14 protein-coding genes are annotated in these 16846 nt (G+C 64.7%); 3 read left to right on the top strand and 11 right to left on the bottom strand.

All coding sequences use genetic code 11. From position 1 onward, the window contains the following. Nucleotides 1–101: 101 nt before the first annotated feature. Both QXZ94_RS07085 and QXZ94_RS07080 read right to left on the bottom strand, forming a co-directional pair. Nucleotides 102–1556 (bottom strand): HlyD family type I secretion periplasmic adaptor subunit, encoded by a 1455-nt coding sequence (locus QXZ94_RS07085; RefSeq protein ID WP_315719818.1) that lies wholly within the window; start codon nt 1554–1556, stop codon nt 102–104. After that, a complete protein-coding gene (locus QXZ94_RS07080; RefSeq protein ID WP_315719817.1) occupies nt 1543–3669 on the bottom strand; it encodes a type I secretion system permease/ATPase in 2127 nt (708 codons plus the stop codon). The genes QXZ94_RS07085 and QXZ94_RS07080 overlap by 14 nt, the downstream gene beginning before the upstream one ends. A gap of 72 nt (nt 3670–3741) precedes the next feature. On the opposite strand from QXZ94_RS07080, the gene QXZ94_RS07075 reads away from it, so the two are divergent. Next, nucleotides 3742–4218, top strand: coding sequence for a hypothetical protein (locus QXZ94_RS07075; protein WP_315719816.1), 477 nt, complete (start codon nt 3742–3744; stop codon nt 4216–4218). A 238-nt stretch (nt 4219–4456) separates the two neighbouring features. Here the strand turns inward: QXZ94_RS07075 and QXZ94_RS07070 are convergent, their stop codons facing one another. The 9 genes from QXZ94_RS07070 to QXZ94_RS07030 all read right to left on the bottom strand — a co-directional run bounded on the left by QXZ94_RS07070 (nt 4457) and on the right by QXZ94_RS07030 (nt 14038). After that, a complete protein-coding gene (locus QXZ94_RS07070) occupies nt 4457–4942 on the bottom strand; it encodes a heme-binding protein (protein WP_315719815.1) in 486 nt (161 codons plus the stop codon). Beyond that, entirely contained in the window at nt 4939–6204 is a 1266-nt protein-coding gene (locus tag QXZ94_RS07065) for an amidase (RefSeq protein ID WP_315719814.1), read from the bottom strand. The genes QXZ94_RS07070 and QXZ94_RS07065 overlap by 4 nt, the downstream gene beginning before the upstream one ends. Next, complete coding sequence (locus QXZ94_RS07060; RefSeq protein WP_315719813.1) at nt 6204–7817, bottom strand: ABC transporter substrate-binding protein; 1614 nt, start codon at nt 7815–7817, stop codon at nt 6204–6206. Before QXZ94_RS07060 ends, QXZ94_RS07065 begins: the two co-directional genes overlap by 1 nt. A gap of 46 nt (nt 7818–7863) precedes the next feature. Then, a complete protein-coding gene (locus QXZ94_RS07055) occupies nt 7864–9318 on the bottom strand; it encodes an amidase (protein ID WP_315719812.1) in 1455 nt (484 codons plus the stop codon). Further along, nucleotides 9308–10300, bottom strand: coding sequence for an ABC transporter ATP-binding protein (locus QXZ94_RS07050; protein ID WP_315719811.1), 993 nt, complete (start codon nt 10298–10300; stop codon nt 9308–9310). Before QXZ94_RS07050 ends, QXZ94_RS07055 begins: the two co-directional genes overlap by 11 nt. Next, nucleotides 10297–11259 (bottom strand): ABC transporter ATP-binding protein, encoded by a 963-nt coding sequence (locus tag QXZ94_RS07045; protein ID WP_315719810.1) that lies wholly within the window; start codon nt 11257–11259, stop codon nt 10297–10299. The genes QXZ94_RS07050 and QXZ94_RS07045 overlap by 4 nt, the downstream gene beginning before the upstream one ends. Then, nucleotides 11259–12110 carry an ABC transporter permease gene (locus QXZ94_RS07040; RefSeq protein WP_315719809.1) on the bottom strand — a complete coding sequence of 284 codons (852 nt, stop codon included), beginning with the start codon at nt 12108–12110 and terminating at the stop codon, nt 11259–11261. Before QXZ94_RS07040 ends, QXZ94_RS07045 begins: the two co-directional genes overlap by 1 nt. A 3-nt stretch (nt 12111–12113) precedes the next feature. After that, nucleotides 12114–13130 carry an ABC transporter permease gene (locus tag QXZ94_RS07035; RefSeq protein ID WP_315726136.1) on the bottom strand — a complete coding sequence of 339 codons (1017 nt, stop codon included), beginning with the start codon at nt 13128–13130 and terminating at the stop codon, nt 12114–12116. A gap of 335 nt (nt 13131–13465) precedes the next feature. Beyond that, nucleotides 13466–14038 (bottom strand): cupin domain-containing protein, encoded by a 573-nt coding sequence (locus QXZ94_RS07030; RefSeq protein WP_315719808.1) that lies wholly within the window; start codon nt 14036–14038, stop codon nt 13466–13468. 571 nt (nt 14039–14609) lie between these two features. Between QXZ94_RS07030 and QXZ94_RS07025 the strand changes: the two genes are divergently transcribed. Continuing rightward, nucleotides 14610–14984 carry a hypothetical protein gene (locus QXZ94_RS07025; protein WP_172109404.1) on the top strand — a complete coding sequence of 125 codons (375 nt, stop codon included), beginning with the start codon at nt 14610–14612 and terminating at the stop codon, nt 14982–14984. A gap of 449 nt (nt 14985–15433) precedes the next feature. Continuing rightward, nucleotides 15434–16834, top strand: coding sequence for an amidase (locus tag QXZ94_RS07020; protein WP_315719807.1), 1401 nt, complete (start codon nt 15434–15436; stop codon nt 16832–16834). Nucleotides 16835–16846: the final 12 nt, after the last annotated feature.

Genomic DNA, 16846 nt, shown 5'->3' with positions numbered 1-16846 from the left:
CGGTATTTTGTCACCTCAGGATGTCAATTCGACAACAGCCCTTTCCTCGTCGGCATCCCAACAAAATCGGTGATGAGGCACGGCATTTTCGCGGAATAGTTTCATCGCTCGCGAAGACTCTCGGATTTGTATCTGAGCAGCGGCGACATCACATACTCGATGATCCGTCTCGTCCCCGTCTTGATCTCCACCGTCACCGCCATGCCCGGCGCCAGCGCAACCATCTTGTCCTCGACCTGCATCTGCTTCTCGTCGAGCGAGACCCGCGCCGAGTAGATGAACTCCTGTCCCGCCGGCTCGCTGGTCTCGGCCAGTGCGCCTGCCGCCTTGCCGCCGTTCTGTTTGTCGGTCGGCTTCTCGCGGACGATCGAGTCCTGCGACACGCTCAGCACCTTGCCGTGGACGAGGCCGTAGCGGGTGAAGTTGAAGGTGTCGATTTTGATCTCAGCCGGCTGGCCGACATTGACGAAGCCGATGTCGCGGTTTGAAATCATGACCTCGGTCTCAAGCTTGCTGTCGGCGGGGACAATGAGCATCAGTTGTTGCGCCGGCGTGACGACGCCGCCGACGGTGTGCAGCGCGAGCTGCTGCACGGTGCCGTCGATCGGGGCGCGAAGCACCTGCTCGGCGATCTTCCGCTCGGCCTTGACGAGGTCCTGCGTCAGCTCCTCGGCCTTCTTCTCGGCTTCGGCGAGATCCGACAGCACCTGGCGCTCGAAGCCGGAGCGGGTCTGTGCCAGCTGCTGCTCCAGCGCCAGCCGCGCGGCCTCGATCTCGACCAGACGCCTTGTCTGAACGATGCGCTCGTTCTGCTGGTCGATCAGGCGCGACTGCGCGTCGATATAGGCGATCTGGTTGCCGTACTGGATCTCCTTGGCGTTGCGGCGAATATCGGCGGTCTCCTGCAGGAACGGCAGCGTCGCGTCGATCTTGGCAATGCTGGCTTCTACCGACTGCGCCTCGGCGCGCTTCTGAGCGACCTGCTGCTGGTTCGATGCGAGCTTCGATAGCTGCTCTGCGGCCTGGGCCTGCAGCGCGGCGCGGGTGCGCGCGGCGTCGGTAGGTGACGCGCCCTCGGGCACGCTGAGCGGCCGCAGCGCGGCCAGATCATCGAAGCTGTCACGAAGCACGCCAAGCCGGGCGACGTCGAGCTTCGCCTGCATCAGCCCCTGCGCGACGCGGCGGCGCTCGGCCTCGGTCACGGTGCGGTCGAGCTCGACCAGCACGTCGCCGGCCCGCACCTTGTCGCCGTCCTGGACATGGATGGCGGCGACCATGCCGGCCTCCAGCGGCTGGATCGTCTTGGTGCGGCCGGTCGGCACGATCTTGCCCTGCGCCGAGGCGATGATGTCGACGTGGCCGACGATCGACCAGCCGATCGCGATCGCGAAGAACAGCATGATGCTGCCGGCAATCGCGCGGCCCGCAGGTGAGGCTGGCGTCTCGACGATCTCCAGCGCCGCCGGCAGGAACTCGCGCGCATCGTTGCGGCGCCGACGCCGCGCATCCAGCGAGATCGGCGCGTTGTCCTGGCGCTTCGCCTCAGCCGACGACATGGAGCCCCGCCTGGATCTGATGCAGGGTCGCGTAACGCCCGGCGCGCTTGATCAGCTCGTCATGGGTGCCGTCCTCGACCAGACGGCCGTTCTCGACGGTGATGATGCGGTCGGCGTTGCGCACCGCCGACAGCCGGTGCGCAATGATGAAGACGGTGCGCCCGGCGCAGATCTTGCGCATGTTGCGCTGGATGATGTTCTCGCTCTCGTAGTCGAGCGCCGAGGTCGCCTCGTCGAAGATGAGGATTCGCGGATTGGTGACCAGCGCACGCGCGATCGCGATGCGCTGGCGCTGGCCGCCGGAGAGGCTCGCGCCGCGCTCGCCGACCACCGTGTCATAGCCGTCGGGCAGGCCGAGGATAAACTCATGGGCGCCGGCGAGCTCGGCCGCCTGGATGACCCGCTCCATCGCCATGCCGGGATCGGCGAGCGCGATGTTGTCGCGGATCGAGCGGTTGAACAGCACGTTCTCCTGCAGCACCGCGCCGATCTGCCGGCGCAGCCAGGTGACGTCGGCGACCGTCAGATCGACGCCGTCGATCAGGATGCGGCCCGCTTCGGGGACATACAGCCGCTGGATCAGCTTGGTCAGCGTCGACTTGCCTGAGCCGGAGGGTCCGACGATGCCGACCACTTGGCCCACCGGCACCTTCAGACTGACATCGTGCAGCGCCAGCGGCCCATCGACACGATAGCGGAAATGGACGTGATCGAACACCACCTCGCCACGCAGTGGCGGCAGCGCCGCGCGGCCGGGATTGAAGGCCGGTTCTGGCGTGGTGTTGAGGATGTCGCCGAGCCGTGCCACCGACAGCCGCGCCTGGTGGAAATCCTGCCACAGCTGCGCCAGCCGCAGCACCGGCTGGGCCACCCGGCCGGCCAGCATGTTGAAGGCGATGAGCTCGCCGACGCTCAAATTGCCTTCGATCACCAGATGGGCGCCGAAATACAAGGTCAACGCGGTGACGATCTTGCTGATGAACTGCACCGACTGACTCGCCCAGTTGCCGAGCGAGAGCACGTCGAAGCTGGCGCCGACGTAACCTGCGAGCTGCTCCTCCCAGCGCCGCTGCATCTGCGGCTCGATCGCCATCGCCTTCAGGGTCTGAATCGCGGTGACGGTCTCGACCAGGAAGGCCTGATTCTCGGCGCCACGGTCGAACTTGACATCGAGACGCTTGCGGAACAGCGGCGTCACGCCGGCCGACAGCGCGATGTAGAACGGGAACGAGCCGACCACGATCCAGGAGAGGAACGGCGAGTAGTAGAACATCACCCCTAAGAAGACGAAGGTGAAGGCGAGATCGATCACCAGCGTGAGCGCCGAGCTGGTGATGAAGTTCCTGATATTCTCGAGCTCGCGCACCCGCGCCACCGAATCGCCGGCCCGCCGCGCCTCGAAATACGCGATCGGCAGCGCCACCAGATGCCGGAACAGCCGCGCGCCGAGCTCGACGTCGATGCGATTGGTTGTGTGGGAGAACACGTAATTTCGAAGTCCGCCGAGCACCGTCTCGAAGATGGTAACGGTAACGAGACCGAACACCAGCACGTCGAGCGTGGTGTAGCCGCGATGCGTCAGCACCTTGTCGGTGACGACCTGGAAGAACAGCGGCGTGACCAGGCCGAACAGCTGCAGGAAGAACGACGCCAGCAGCACCTCGCCGAGCAGCCGGCGATATTTCTGCATCGCCTGCAGAAACCAGGTGATGTCGAAGCGCCGCGCCAGATCGGTGAGCGAGGCGCGCCGCGCCATCAGCACCACCGTGCCGGTCCAGTTGGATTCGAACTCGGCGCGCTTCACGCTCTGCGGCCGGTTGATCCGGGGGTCTTGGATGAGCACCGTCTCGGCCGTGACCTGACCGAGTATGACGAAAGAGCCGTCAGCCCGCGCCGCGATCGCCGGCAGAGGCAGCTTGGCAAGCCCATCCCAACTCTGACGGACCGAACGCGCCTTCAGCTTCAGCTGCTTGGCGCAGCGAAGCATCTCGTTGACGCCGACTGGCGTGCCCGCCAGCTGATGTGCAATCTGCGCAGGATCAATTGCGACCTGATGAAACCGCAGCAACAACGTTAGGCAGTCGAGCCCCGTATCCCTCTGCCCCGCGTCCATTGCGTCAAACTACCAAAAGTTGTGCGACCATATGGTGCACAGGAGCCTATTGAAGGGCAAGATTGAGGAGGAGTGCGCGCCGGTAATTTTACCGATGTTTCATATCAGCAACAAAATTACATCTCATGGTTGTGGAGGTTAATTGAACGACCTTCACGCGGAAAGCGCCTGAAGGGGCGCGTGCTGCCGATGAACAAGAAGGCGTGGGCGATGAAGTTCAAGAAATTCTCCGTCCTCGCGGGCGTCAACGAGGCGAAGAAGAGCTGCCATGGCGCGCACAAGGCGCGCGCCGAGGTGGTCGCCTATGCCGAGTGCACCGAGAGCCAGATGATGGCGATGTTCGGCTGGACCGACCCGAAGATGCCGGCGCACGACATCGCGCAGGCCAACCGCGAGAAGCTCGGCATCAGTGGAATGGACAAGGTGGTCGCGTTCGACCAGGGCCAGGAACTGGATGATTTTCTGCGGTCTGTCGCGGACAACAGGACGGGAACGGCAGGCGGGAACGAAGTGGTAACATTCCCGGGTCACATCCGGAAAAAACCGTAACGATTTCAAGGGAAAACGTGGGTTTGTGGTGCGCTCGGAGGGCGGAGACGTCGGTTGCGATTCCAATGCCTTATCTCGCAGGCGGACCGAAACGGTGCTTATCGAACGGAGATGGGCACTTTCTGGCGCCAATATTCTTCAGCATGACCGCCGTCTTCAGACCGCCAATTTCCACATCCGCACCTTGGTTTCGAGCTAATCGCCAGGCATTTTCACGCAGGAGATTAAGTGGTCAGACCTACCCCTGGTGCGTCGTCCCCCTGATGATCCCTGTATCTTCTGCCCCCATGGGTTTGAAATCGATGTACATGTCGGCGCCAGGGATGGCGGCCGCGCCAGCGCGGGCGACGGCGAGATCCTGCGCACCAGACCCGGAGCCCGCCGCCACCGCGCCGAGGATGAAGCCGTCGACGCAAATCGGCAGCCCGCCGATCAGGTTGGTCCAGCGGCTCTCATGCGCCAGGGTGACCTGGATTTCCACATCCGCGTGAGCCCCGCCGGTCGGCGTCCCCGACAGCGCCGAGGTCCGCGCCTTGTTGATCGACGAGGTCACGCTCAGTCCCTTCGCGCCGTCCATGCGCCCAAACGCCAGCAGGTTGCCGCCACTATCGACAACAGCAATGCACATGGGCTGTCCGATCCGCGTCGCCTCCGCGATGGCCGCGTTCAGCACCTTGAGCCCACCTGGAAGCGTCAGCGTCCTCGTGTCCTTGACGTCGGTCATGGTTGCTCCTCAAACAGGCCTATGGAGAAGTCCCGGGCCAGCGTGCGCGCTGCAGCGATCAGCGGCGCATCGCCGCCGCGCCAGCCGATCAAAGACAGCCCAACCGGAATCGGGCCGGATGTCGCCACAGGCAGGCTCACCTGCGGAAGCCCCGTCAGTCCGGCGATGCACGTGAGATCGACGATCCGGTGCACGGCAGCGCGGATCTCCGACAGACGCGCATTGCGCGCGATCGGCAGAATGGGCGAGGTCGGCAGACACAGCATGCGCCGCCCGTCCAGGAGATCGTCGAGACGCTTCGCGGCTGCCGCGCGGAACGCCTTGGCGGCAGCGAGTTCGTCCACCGTGATGCGGCCGTCGTCAGCGAAGGCGCCGGCCACCTCCGAGGAGAAGCGCGGGTTCACCCGATCGATCCAGTCGCGAAACGTCGCGTGGAATTCGCTCTTCTGCAGGACGCGCTGATGGCGTGCCCAGTCGAGCAGCTGACCGTCAGCCAGAGGCGACGAATGGGTTGTCGTGGCATTGCCGAGCCGGCCGAGAACCGGTTGCAACGCGTCCCAGGCCGGCGCATCGGCGAGCGCGAAACAGTCAGATGCAATGACGATCTCCGGGAGCAAGGCGTCCGCGATCGGCTCGCTGAGAAGCACGGCGCCGACCCGGCTGAACGTCTGCGCGTCCCTGGTAAAATAGCCCACCGTGTCGAACGACGGCGCCTGGGTCATCAGGCCGGCGACCGAGATACGGCCGTGCGTCGGGCGCAGGCCGTAGATCCCGCAGAAGCTCGCGGGCGTGCGCACAGAGCCGCCGGAGTCGGTTCCCAGGGCGACATCGACCAGGCCACCGGCAACGGCCGAGGCCGAGCCGCTCGACGAGCCGCCGGGGACGCGATTCGGCGCGCGCGGGTTGAGCGGCGTTCCGTCAAACTTGTTAATGCCGAGCAGCCCGAGCGAGATCTCATCGGTGATGGTTTTGCCGGTCAGCGCGGCGCCGGCGCCTAGCAGCGCGTCGACAACCCAGGCGTCCGCCTCCGCGGCGTCATGCGTGGCGGCCCAGTCGGGATTGCCGCAACCGGTCACCTCGCCGGCAACATCGAACAGATCCTTGACCGCAAAGGTCAGGCCCGACAACGGGCCCGACCGGTGCGGTGCCCGCCGAATGATGGCGCCAGGAATGAAGGCCCCGAGAGTGTCCTGCACGAGATGTCCCCGATGAAAAGTAGGCGCGCCCGACGCGAGCGCGCCTGCCGTCCTCTCATCCAGCATCACTCCTTGTAGAGCTTGCGGAAGTCCGGATGCGTGTGGAACCAGTACTCGAAGCCCTTGACGTTCTTCTGCATCGCATAGTCGGCAAAGCGCGTGTAGAGCGGGATGCGCGGCAGATCGGTCATCACGATGTCGACCATCTTGTTCAGGCTCGTCTTGTAGATCTCAGGATCCCTGGTGAAGCGGGCCTCGTCGATCACCTTGTCGAGACTGGGATTGACGTAGTTGGCTGTGTTGAACACCGAGTTGTTGCCGCCATGGAAGGTCCAGAAGAAGAAGTAGTCGGGGTAGTCGAGCCAACCGTAGAACTCGGCGATGACCATCGGCATCGTCTTGCTGGCCATCTGGGCGAACCAGTTCGAGCCCGGTACCTTTTCGATCGTGAGTTCGACGCCGATCGACTTCAGCGCTTCCTGGATCAGGATCGCGGTCGGCTCACGCACGGTGGACTCGCTGAGATCGATCGACAGCGTGGTCTTGAAGCCATTCGGGAAGCCGGCCTCGGTGAGCAGCTGCTTGGCTTTCGCGAGATCCTGGCCATGCTTGATCGGGACCGGCCAGGTCGCATCAGGATAGGGCTTGGCCGGGTCGCCGTCGAACATCGGCTTGGCGCGGTTGTAGAGGGCGGAGCTGACGATCTCCTTATAGGGGATGGCGTAGGAGATCGCTTCACGCACCTTGGGATTGTCGAACGGGGCGATCTTCACGTTCATGTCGACGAACACGAGGTCGTTCTGCACGGGCACGCCGATGATCGTGACCTTGCCCTGCTCCGCCAGTTCGGCATAGTCCTTCGGCGGCAGGCCGACCGACATGTCGACGTCGCCCTTCTCCAACAGCGCGCGGCGCGTGCCGGCCGATGCGATCTGCCGATAGACGACGCGCTTGAGCTTCGGCAGCGGTCCGGACTTCCAGGCGTCGAAACGGGTGAACACGGTCTGCTGTCCCGGCGTCCAGGACTCCACCTTGTAGGCGCCTCCGCCGCAATCATTGCGTGACACCCAGTCGAACGCCCAGGGGTCCTGCGCGGTGGCGTGCTTCTTGGCCAACTCGGAGTTGATGATGACCGGCACGGGCACGACGAGATCCGGCATAGTCAGCTTGTTGAACTGATCGAAGGTAGCCTTGAAGGTGTGATCGTCGACGACCGAGAACTGTTCGGGCTTGACCAGCGAGCCCGCCGCCATCTGCACCGCCGGGAAGCCGCCGGCGGCGATGGCACGGTCGAACGACCATTTGACGTCCTTGGCGGTGACCGGCGTGCCGTCGTGGAACGTCGCGTCCTTGCGCAGATGGAAGATGTAGGTCTTGCCATCCTCGCTGGCTTCCCAGCTTTCGGCGAGCTCCGGCGTCATGATCTTCGCGTCATAGGACACCGTGCCGTCCGCGAGCGTCTTCTCGCCATGGCTGACGAGCCGGTCATAGGCCTGCCAGACCACCATGCGGCTGTGATCATTGGCGGTCGGCACCATCGTGTCGAGACCGTTGGGGCCCATCTCCGACACAATCACCAGGGTGTCCTTGGCGATCTCGGCCGCGCGCGCAAGGGCGCCTGGCAGCACAGCGGACGCTGTGAGCAACGCCGCTGCAACGAGATTGCGATAGAGCTTCATATCGTGCGTCCTTTCTGGATGTTTCAGGTGGGTGGTGGAGGCAGTGTCAGAGGCCGAGCTCGGTCAACAGCTTCGGCCATTTGTGCGCCCACGGACGCGCCTGTTCGAAGGCGCCGGAGGCGGCGAGCACGGTCCGATCCGCCAGATGGCGGCCGATGATCTGCATGCCGACAGGAAGACCCGTGTTGGTGAAGCCCGCGGGGATGGTCGCGGCGGGCTGGCCCGTCAGGTTGCAGATGAAGGTGAAGCAGAGCCAGTCGCCGGTCGTGACCATCTTGTCTTCGATGATCTCGGGCCCCTGCATGTAGAGCGGAAAGGCCGGCACCGCGAGCGTCGGCGTAATCAGGAGATCGTAGTTGGCCATGAACCGCCACATGCGGTTGCAGACCATCTGGCGGATCATCTTGGCGTCGGTGAATTCCTCGGCCGTCCACTGCCGCTGCAACAGCGCGACGAGATGCGGCGACATCTCCTTCTCGCGCCCCTTCATCATCCGGCGCAGGCCGGTGAGGTCGGTGTCGCCGGCGACGATGGTCCAGAAATGCGGAAACGGATCGTCCCAGCCGGGATTGGCGCGCTCGACCGTGCAGCCGAGATCGGTCTCGAACACGCGGACCGCCTCGGAGACGACGCGACGGACTTCCGGGTCGACGGGCGCATAGCCCCAGTCCTCGCTGTAGGCAATGCGGAGACCCTTGATGCTCTCCTTCGTGGCCTCGACGTAGTCGAAATCGGCTGCTGGAATCGAGTAGCGATCGCGCGGATCGGGTCCGGTGATCACCTTGAGCATCAATGCGGAGTCGGCCACGGTGCGGCTCATGGGACCGACATGTTCGAGCGACTCCCAACTCGATACGCCGGGATAACGCTCGTCCCGGCAGCCTGGATACAGCGGCACGCGACCCATGGAAGCCTTGATGCCGTAGAGGCCGCACAGCGCCGAGGGAATGCGGATCGAGCCACCGCCATCGGAGCCGATCGCGAACGGCGCGACGCCTGACGCGACCGAGGCGCCGGAGCCGGCGCTCGATCCGCCCGACGTCATGTCGAGATTCCAGGGATTGCGCGTCGCCGGAAATACAGGATTGTGGCCGACGCCGCTGTAGCCGAACTCCGGCACGTTGGTCTTGCCGATGATGACGGCGCCGGCTGACCTGAGGCGTTCGACGACGATGTCGTCCTCATCCGGCACGAAGTCGCGGTAAAGCGGCGACCCCATCACGGTGAGGACGTCCTTGGTCGCGACCAGATCCTTGATGCCGATCGGCACGCCCGCGAGCAGGCCCGGATCCTCGCCGGCCGCGATCTTGGCATCGACGGCGGCCGCCGCAGCACGCGCGACGTCCGGGGTCGGCGTGCAGAAGGCATGGATGTGCGGCTCGAGCTTGTCCATGCGGCGCAACACCGCCTCGGTGACCTCGGTGGCCGAGAGGGTCTTGTCCTTGACCTTCGCCGCAACGGTGACGGCGTCCATGCGGCAGATGTCGTTTTCAGCGCTCATCGTTTCCTCCAGCGGGTGAAACAGCGAAGTGGCAGGCGGCGAAACGATCCGGACCTGTCGCGCGGAGCGGCGGCATCGCCTTCGCGCAGATGTCGGCTGCTTTCGGACAGCGTCCGTAGAAGCGGCAGACATTGGGATCGGGATTGATCGGGCTGGCCGGGCTGCCGTCGAGCCGCGGCCGCGCTTCACCGCGCCGCGCGGGGTCGGGGATCGCGGCAACCAGCGCCTGCGTGTAGGGGTGGCTTGGTGCGGTGAACAGCGCCTCGGCCGGCGCAATCTCGACGATCTTGCCGAGATACATCACGACCACGCGCGAGCACAGCAGCCTGACAACGTTGAGATCATGCGACACGAACAGATAGCTCATCGACAGCCGCGCACGCAGGTCGGCGAGCAGCCGCAGGATCACGGCCTGCACGGAGACGTCGAGCGCCGAGGTCGGCTCGTCCAGGATCAGCAGCGACGGCTCGACCGCGACCGCGCGCGCGATGCCGACGCGCGCGCGCTGGCCGCCCGAGAGCTGATGCGGATAACGCTGCAGCAGTTCATCCGGCAGCCCAACCAGGGCGGCGGTGGCCTGAACGCGGCGCGCGATCTCGGCGTTGTCGGTGATGCCGAGCAACCGCTTCAACGGATCGGCGATCGCCTGGAACACGCGGAACGACGGATTGAGGCTCTCGGTCGCGTCCTGGAACACGACCTGGATGCGCCGCCGGCTCGGCGACGCCGCGAATTTCGTCTGCGTGATCGCGGTGAGATCCTCGCCGTCCATCAGGACATGGCCTGCGGTGGGATCGATGAGACGGCCGAGCAGGCGCACGATCGTCGACTTGCCGCAACCGGATTCACCGACGAGGCCGACGCTTTCTCCGGCTGAGATCGTCAGGCTGACGTCGTCGACGGCGTGGAGCTTCGCCCCCTTCCCCGCCCGCTTGATCGGGTACAGCTTGGATAGCGAGGTGACCTCAAGCAGCGGCGTCATGACAGCGGAAACCGGCAACGCACGAGATGCTGGGGCGAGACATTGGTCCAAGGCAGCTCCGCTTCGTCGCAGATCGGCTGTCTCAGTTCGCAGCGTCCGCTGAAGCGGCACGGCGGCAGCGCACCGCGCAGATCGGGCAGATGGCCGGGAATGGCATTGAGGTCGTCGAGGCGCGACTCCGGCACCGGCGTAGCTGCCAGCAGCCGGCGCGTATAGGGATGCGCCGGACGCTCCAGCAGCTCTTCAGTGGGTGCGATCTCGACGATGTGGCCGGCATGCATGACGGCGATCCGGTCGCAATATTCGCCGGCCAGCCCGAGATCATGGGTGATCAGCAGAGTCGACATCTGGGTCGCCCGGCTCATCTCACGGATCAGGTCCATGATCACAGCCTGCGTCGTCACGTCGAGCCCCGTGGTCGGCTCGTCAGCGATCAGCACCGAGGGCGTGCAGGCCAGCGCCATCGCGATCATCACGCGCTGACACATGCCCCCCGAGAGCTCGAACGGATAAGCCTCCGCGCGTCGTTCAGGATCGGGAATTCGTACCCGAGCAAGCGCGGCGATTGCGGCCTTCTTCAGCTCGCGCCGCGGCAGCGCGGCGTGCTCCTGCAGGACGTCCTCGATCTGCTTGCCGACCTTACGGATCGGATTGAGCGCGGTGCGCGGGCTCTGGAAAATCATCGCCATCTCGCGGCCGCGCAGCTCGCGCATCGCCTCGGGGCGCGCCGCGAGGAGATCGATGCCGCCCATCGTGATCGCGCCCTTGGTGATGCGCGCGGCCGCATCGTTGAGGCCCATCACGGTGTAGGCGGTGACGGATTTGCCGGAGCCGCTTTCGCCGACCACGCCGACGATCTCGCCGCGCGACACCGACAAGCTGACCGCATCCAGCGCCCGCACCACGCCATGACGGGTGCGGAACTCCACCGAGAGATTGTCGATCTCGAGCTGCGCCATCACACGCGCTTTCTCGGATCGAGCAGATCGCGCAGCCCGTCACCCAGCATGTTGAAGGAGAACACCGCCAGCACGAGCGCGGCGCCCGGGAACATGAAAGCCCACCACTCGCCGGAAATGATGTAGCTCGCGCCCTCCGACACCATGATGCCCCACTCCGGCGTCGGCGGCCGGACTCCGAGCCCGATGAAGGACAGGCCGGCGGCATTGAGGATCGCCCAGCCCATGTTGAGCGAGGCCTGCACCATCATCGGCGGCAGGATGTTCGGGACGATATGATTGACCAGGACGCGCAGCGGCCCGTTGCCGCCCATGCGCGCCGCCTCGACATAGCCGAGCTCGCGCCGCACGTTCACCTCGGCACGGGCGAAGCGGCAGTAGAACGGCAGGTTGATAATCATGGTGGCGATGATGATGTTGGCGACGCTGTTGCCGAGCGCCACCACGATGCCCATCGCAAGCACGAACAGCGGGAACGCCATGATGGTGTCCATCGCCCGGCCGATGATGCGATCGGTCCAGCCGCCGAAATAGCCGGCGAGCGCACCTAGCGCGAGGCCGACCACGAAGGACAGCGCCACCGCCGAGACCGCCATGCCGAGATCGAGGCGCGTCGCGACGATGACACGGCTCAGGATGTCGCGTCCGAGCGCATCGGTGCCGAACGGATGCATGAGGCTCGGGCGCGCGAGCTTAGTGGTGGCCGAGGTGAGCAGCGGATCGTACGGCGCGATCGAGGGACCGAAGATCGCGCACAGCGTCAGCAAGGCCAGGATGATCGCGGCGACGAGTGTGAGGCGGTTTTCGCCGAAGGCATAACCGGTGTTGCGGGCGAGCGTGACCAGACTCATCGCTCAGCCCTCGAACCTGACGCGGGGATCGACCAGCGTCGCGAACACGTCAACGGCGAGATTTAGCAGCACGTAAAGCACGGCCATCATCAGCACGAAGCCCTGCACCGCCGCGTAGTCGGAGGCGATGACGGCGGCCACCGCATAGGCACCGACGCCCTGCCAGCCGAACACCTGCTCGATCAGCACGTTCGAGCCGATCAGGAAGGAGAACACCATGCCGAGCACGCTCGAGACCGGTAGCAGCACGTTGCGGAAGGCGTAGGCCATCAGGATCTTGCGCACCGGCAGGCCGCTGGCGCGCGCCGTGCGGATGAAATCGCTGCTCAACGCCTCCAGCATCGCGGCCCGCGTGATCCGCGCGATCGGCGCCAGCGCGAACAGGCCGAGCGAGATCGCCGGCAGGATCAGCTGCGCCAGTGCCGCGCGCAACACCGGCCAGTCGCCGGCGATGACGGCGTCTATCGTGTAGGCCCCGGTGACGCGAGGCGGCGGTGAGAAGGCGATCTCGTCGAGCCGGCCGAGCGGCTGCGGCGCCCAGCCGAGCAGGAAGTAGAAGATATAGACGAACAGCAGCCCGACGAAGAAGGTCGGGAACGCGGCGCTGACGGTAACCAGCGCGCGGCAGGCATGATCGACGCCGCCATTGATGCGGGTCGCCGCCCAGACTCCCATCGGAATGGCGATGCCGATGGCGAACAGCAGCGCGAACGATGACAATTCCAGCGACGCGGGTAGACGTTCAAGCAAATCGGTCAGCACCGGTTGCCCAGTCGTGAGCGAGCGGCCGAGATTGCCGTGCGCGAGGTCACCGATGTAGCTCATGAACTGGACCGGCAGCGGACGATCGAGGCCAAGCGTGGCGCGAATACTGGCGATCGATGCGGCATTCGCGGCAGGGCCGGCGAAGAAGGCCGCGGGATCTCCGGGCAGCGCACGCGAAATGAAGAACGTGAGAACGACGACGCCCACCAGGCTCGGGATGGTGCCAAGCAGTCGTTTCCAAACGAAAGCCATCAGCGGTTCGCCTGCCATCATCGCTGCTGCTGCGGCTTACGACGCGCGCCTTAGCGGGTGAGGCCCCATCGACAGTCGGACGCAGCCCAGGGGCAGTTGGCATGCATCACAATCCTGTCGAATTCAAGCAAACGCTATGCCACCGTCTTGGCGGCTCCTCGAAATGCAAGAGTTGGGAAATCCGCCCCGGTAGCGCGCCAATTCGTCTGCATAAAGAAAAGCGGAACTTCTCAGGCTTCACGCTCCCTGCTTCCGTTCCCGTCACATGCATGAAATTCATGCAGCCGCGCAGACATTCCCGTGTCGGCCGCCTGCTGCACGCTCACCGGAGCCGAGACCTAGTGGACCTGCGGAGTGTTGACCCAGACGATCCGCGCCTCGTCGGATCCGACGTTGCGATAGCTGTTGGTCAGATAGGCCTTGAAGAAGAAGGAGTCGCCGGCGGTCATCAGATAGGTCGTATCGTCGATGGTGAGCTCGATCGTTCCGGACACGAGATAGCCGACAGCCTCACCCTGATGAGTGATCAGATCGACCTTCTCACCGCCGGGCGCGACGACGTGAATGTTCGCTTCAAGCAAATTCCCAGCGGCCACCGGCACCAGCCGCTCGTAGACGACTCCTTTGCCGCCGCGCAGCGCATCGACCGGCACCTTCATCCGATCCTCAGGCTTCTGCACCAGCTTGTAGTCGTCGACCCTGAGGCCGAAGAACGAGGCCATGTCGCGGTCCAGCGCGTGGACCATCTTGTCGAGCATCGGCAGCGACGGCATGACCTTGCCGGCCTCGATCTTGGAGATCATGCTTTCATCGCAGCCGACGACGTGCGCGAGGTCACGCATCCTCATCCCCTTGGCCAGCCGGGCTCGCCGCAGACGCGGACCGATATCCAATGTGCTTTCCGAACTCACGCGACAGGTTCCAGCGGTTGCAGCCGTCAGATATATGCATAACAATCACGTGATTTACCAGCATGTTGTGCGGGCTGGAAGGTAATCAAGGGTGTCTGATCGGGGTGCCGCGTTGAGCGGGCCGCGAGCGCAGGCGCAATCGCCTCCCCGAATATCGGCTGATCCGCGGTCCGCGTGCAGCAAAGCACGCCGGAGAAGCACAGGCCTGACTGATCCTCACGCTCGGTGTTGTCCTGGTCGTTGCAACGGTCCTTGATGACGTAAAGGGTGTCGTCCCGGGCAAGCTCGGCAGCGCGACAGCGCGCCCGCTCCGTTAGATGTCCGGCAGTCCTTTCTGGTCCGCATGGATGCTCGGGTAAGCCGGAACCCGAAAGGCAAGTTGAAGTTCTAGTCCGAAGGATCGGACATCCGCCTGAGTGGCACCACTAGCGCCGCGCGCGCGAGGTCAGGTCCGGCCCTGACACTTCTCATCCGTATGGTGTCTTTCGGTTCTGACATTCGTCGACAGTTCTTCAGACCGCGAACACCAGACATATCCGCCGATCACGGCATACTTCACTGGAGGCCTGACATGTCGACCAAACCTGCTCTGCTCGGCCGCACGGCCGTCATCGCTTCATTGACCGCACTCGCGATCGGCGCCTTGAGCCCGACCAGCGCCGACGCGCGAAATGGCCGCTGGCACGGCGGCGGGGCTGCGGCCGGCGCAGCGATCGCAGCCGGCGTCATCGGCACCGGTCTTGCGATTGCCGCGAGCCGCGACGCCTACGATTATTATGATGGTCCGGTCTATGGCGGCCCGGCCTACTACGCGGCGCCGTCCTATTACGGCCCGAACCCGAATGCCTATGGCTACTACCGCAAGGGCGAATACCCCTATCAGGTCTATGGCGGCGACAGCCCGAACGCGGTCTGCGCCCAGGGTACGACCTGGAATTGCCGCTGAGCTCGTTCTGAGCGAAACTTTGGCGTGGCGGTTGTGCCTCACGGGCCGACCGCCACCGATCCCGTCTATCTCAAAGCAAGGATGATCCGATCGCTCTCGAGCGGCGCGTCATCGCTGTCCGCGGGCGGAACCGTGGCGAGATCGAAGTCCCTCGTTGACAATGCGAGGGAGAACTATCTACCTTCTCTGAAGGGTATACCGTCGAACGCGGCGTGCGCTGATCTGGCCGACGTCGTCCAGCTCTTTGCACCAAGTGCTTCGTTCGAAGACGGATCCTCGACGACAAATCATAGACGCGGCATGTGAGCCATTCGTTGCCTCATTCGGGAGGTACGGGTGGCTTTTTTTTTCATTTGCCGCCCGAGAAGCGTCCGATGCGTCCGCATCGCCAGAACGGCGGTGCATCTCCGAGTGCGAGCGTGCACCATATCGCGAGAGAGGAAAGAACGATGGCAGCTACAGACCTCCACTATCTCGGACTCGTCGATATCGGGCGGAAGATCCAGGCCAAGGAGGTGTCGCCGGTCGAGGTGACCAAGGCCATGCTTGGACGGATCGAGCAGCTCGACGGCAAGCTCAAGAGCTTTGCCTACGTGATGGCGGACTCCGCGCTCGCCGAGGCTGTGGTGGCTGAGGCAGAGATTGCCTCCGGCAAGATCAAGGGGCCGTTGCACGGCGTGCCGGTGGCCGTGAAGGATCTGTGCTGGGCCAAGGGAGCGCCAGCGGCGCATGGCATGACCATTCATCGTGACTTCCGTCCGACGGAGGATGGCACGGTGGTTGCGCGGCTCAAGGAGGCGGGCGCCATCATCCTCGGCAAGCTGCAGCAGACCGAAGGCGCGTACGCCGATCATCATCCGAAGATCGATCCGCCGAAAAATCCCTGGAACGCGGATCTCTGGCCTGGCGCATCCTCGAGCGGGTCCGGCGTCGCCACCGCGGCCGGCCTTTGCTACGGCTCGCTCGGCACGGACACCGGCGGCTCGATCCGCTTTCCGTCTGCGGCCAATGGCGTCACCGGGCTCAAGCCGACCTGGGGACGTGTCAGCCGCTACGGCGCGTACGAGCTCGCAGCGACGCTCGATCACATTGGCCCGATGGCGCGAAGCGCGGTCGATTGTGGCGCCATTCTCCGCGTCATTGCGGGCCATGATCCCAAGGACATGACGTCGGTTCCGCTGCCGGTGCCGGATTATGTCGCCGGCCTCTCCGGCGATCTCCGGGGCGTGACGATTGGCATCGACAGGCGCTGGACCAGCGAAGGCACAGACGCCGATGCAGCCAGGGTGCTGGCCGAGGGCCTGCGCGTGGCGGTCGATCTCGGCGCCCAGATCACGGAGATCAATTTCCCGAATCCGCAGGCCGCCATCGACGACTGGTTCCCGCTTTGCGGCATCGAGGTCGCGGTCGCGCACGAGGACACCTATCCGTCTCGCAAGGACGAGTACGGCCCCGGGCTCGCAGGCCTGCTCGATCTCGGCCGGCAACAATCCGGCATGGACTATCAGAAGATCGTGCTTCGGCGCGAAGCGTTTCGCGGCGCCGTCCGCGTGCTGTTCGAATCTATCGATCTGCTTGCAGTCCCGGCGCAGGCCTTTGCTGCGCCGAGCCTCGCCAAGATGGCGACGCTCGGCGAGGACGCTTCGCTGATCGGTGGCCTACTTCGCTTCACATGCCCGTTCGACATGACGGGAAGTCCGACCGTGACCTTGCCGGGAGGCTTTGCGGCGAATGGCGGTCCGGTGGGATTCCAGTTCGTCGGCCAGCATTTCGACGAGGCCAGCCTGGTCCGCGCCGGCGATGCATTTCAGCGCGTTACCGACTGGCACAAACGTCACCCCGGGACCTGATATCAACATCGG

The organism is Bradyrhizobium sp. SZCCHNS2022 (assembly GCF_032377575.1).
Classification (GTDB): domain Bacteria; phylum Pseudomonadota; class Alphaproteobacteria; order Rhizobiales; family Xanthobacteraceae; genus Bradyrhizobium; species Bradyrhizobium aeschynomenes.
This window is presented reverse-complemented; position numbering and strand designations above follow the sequence as displayed.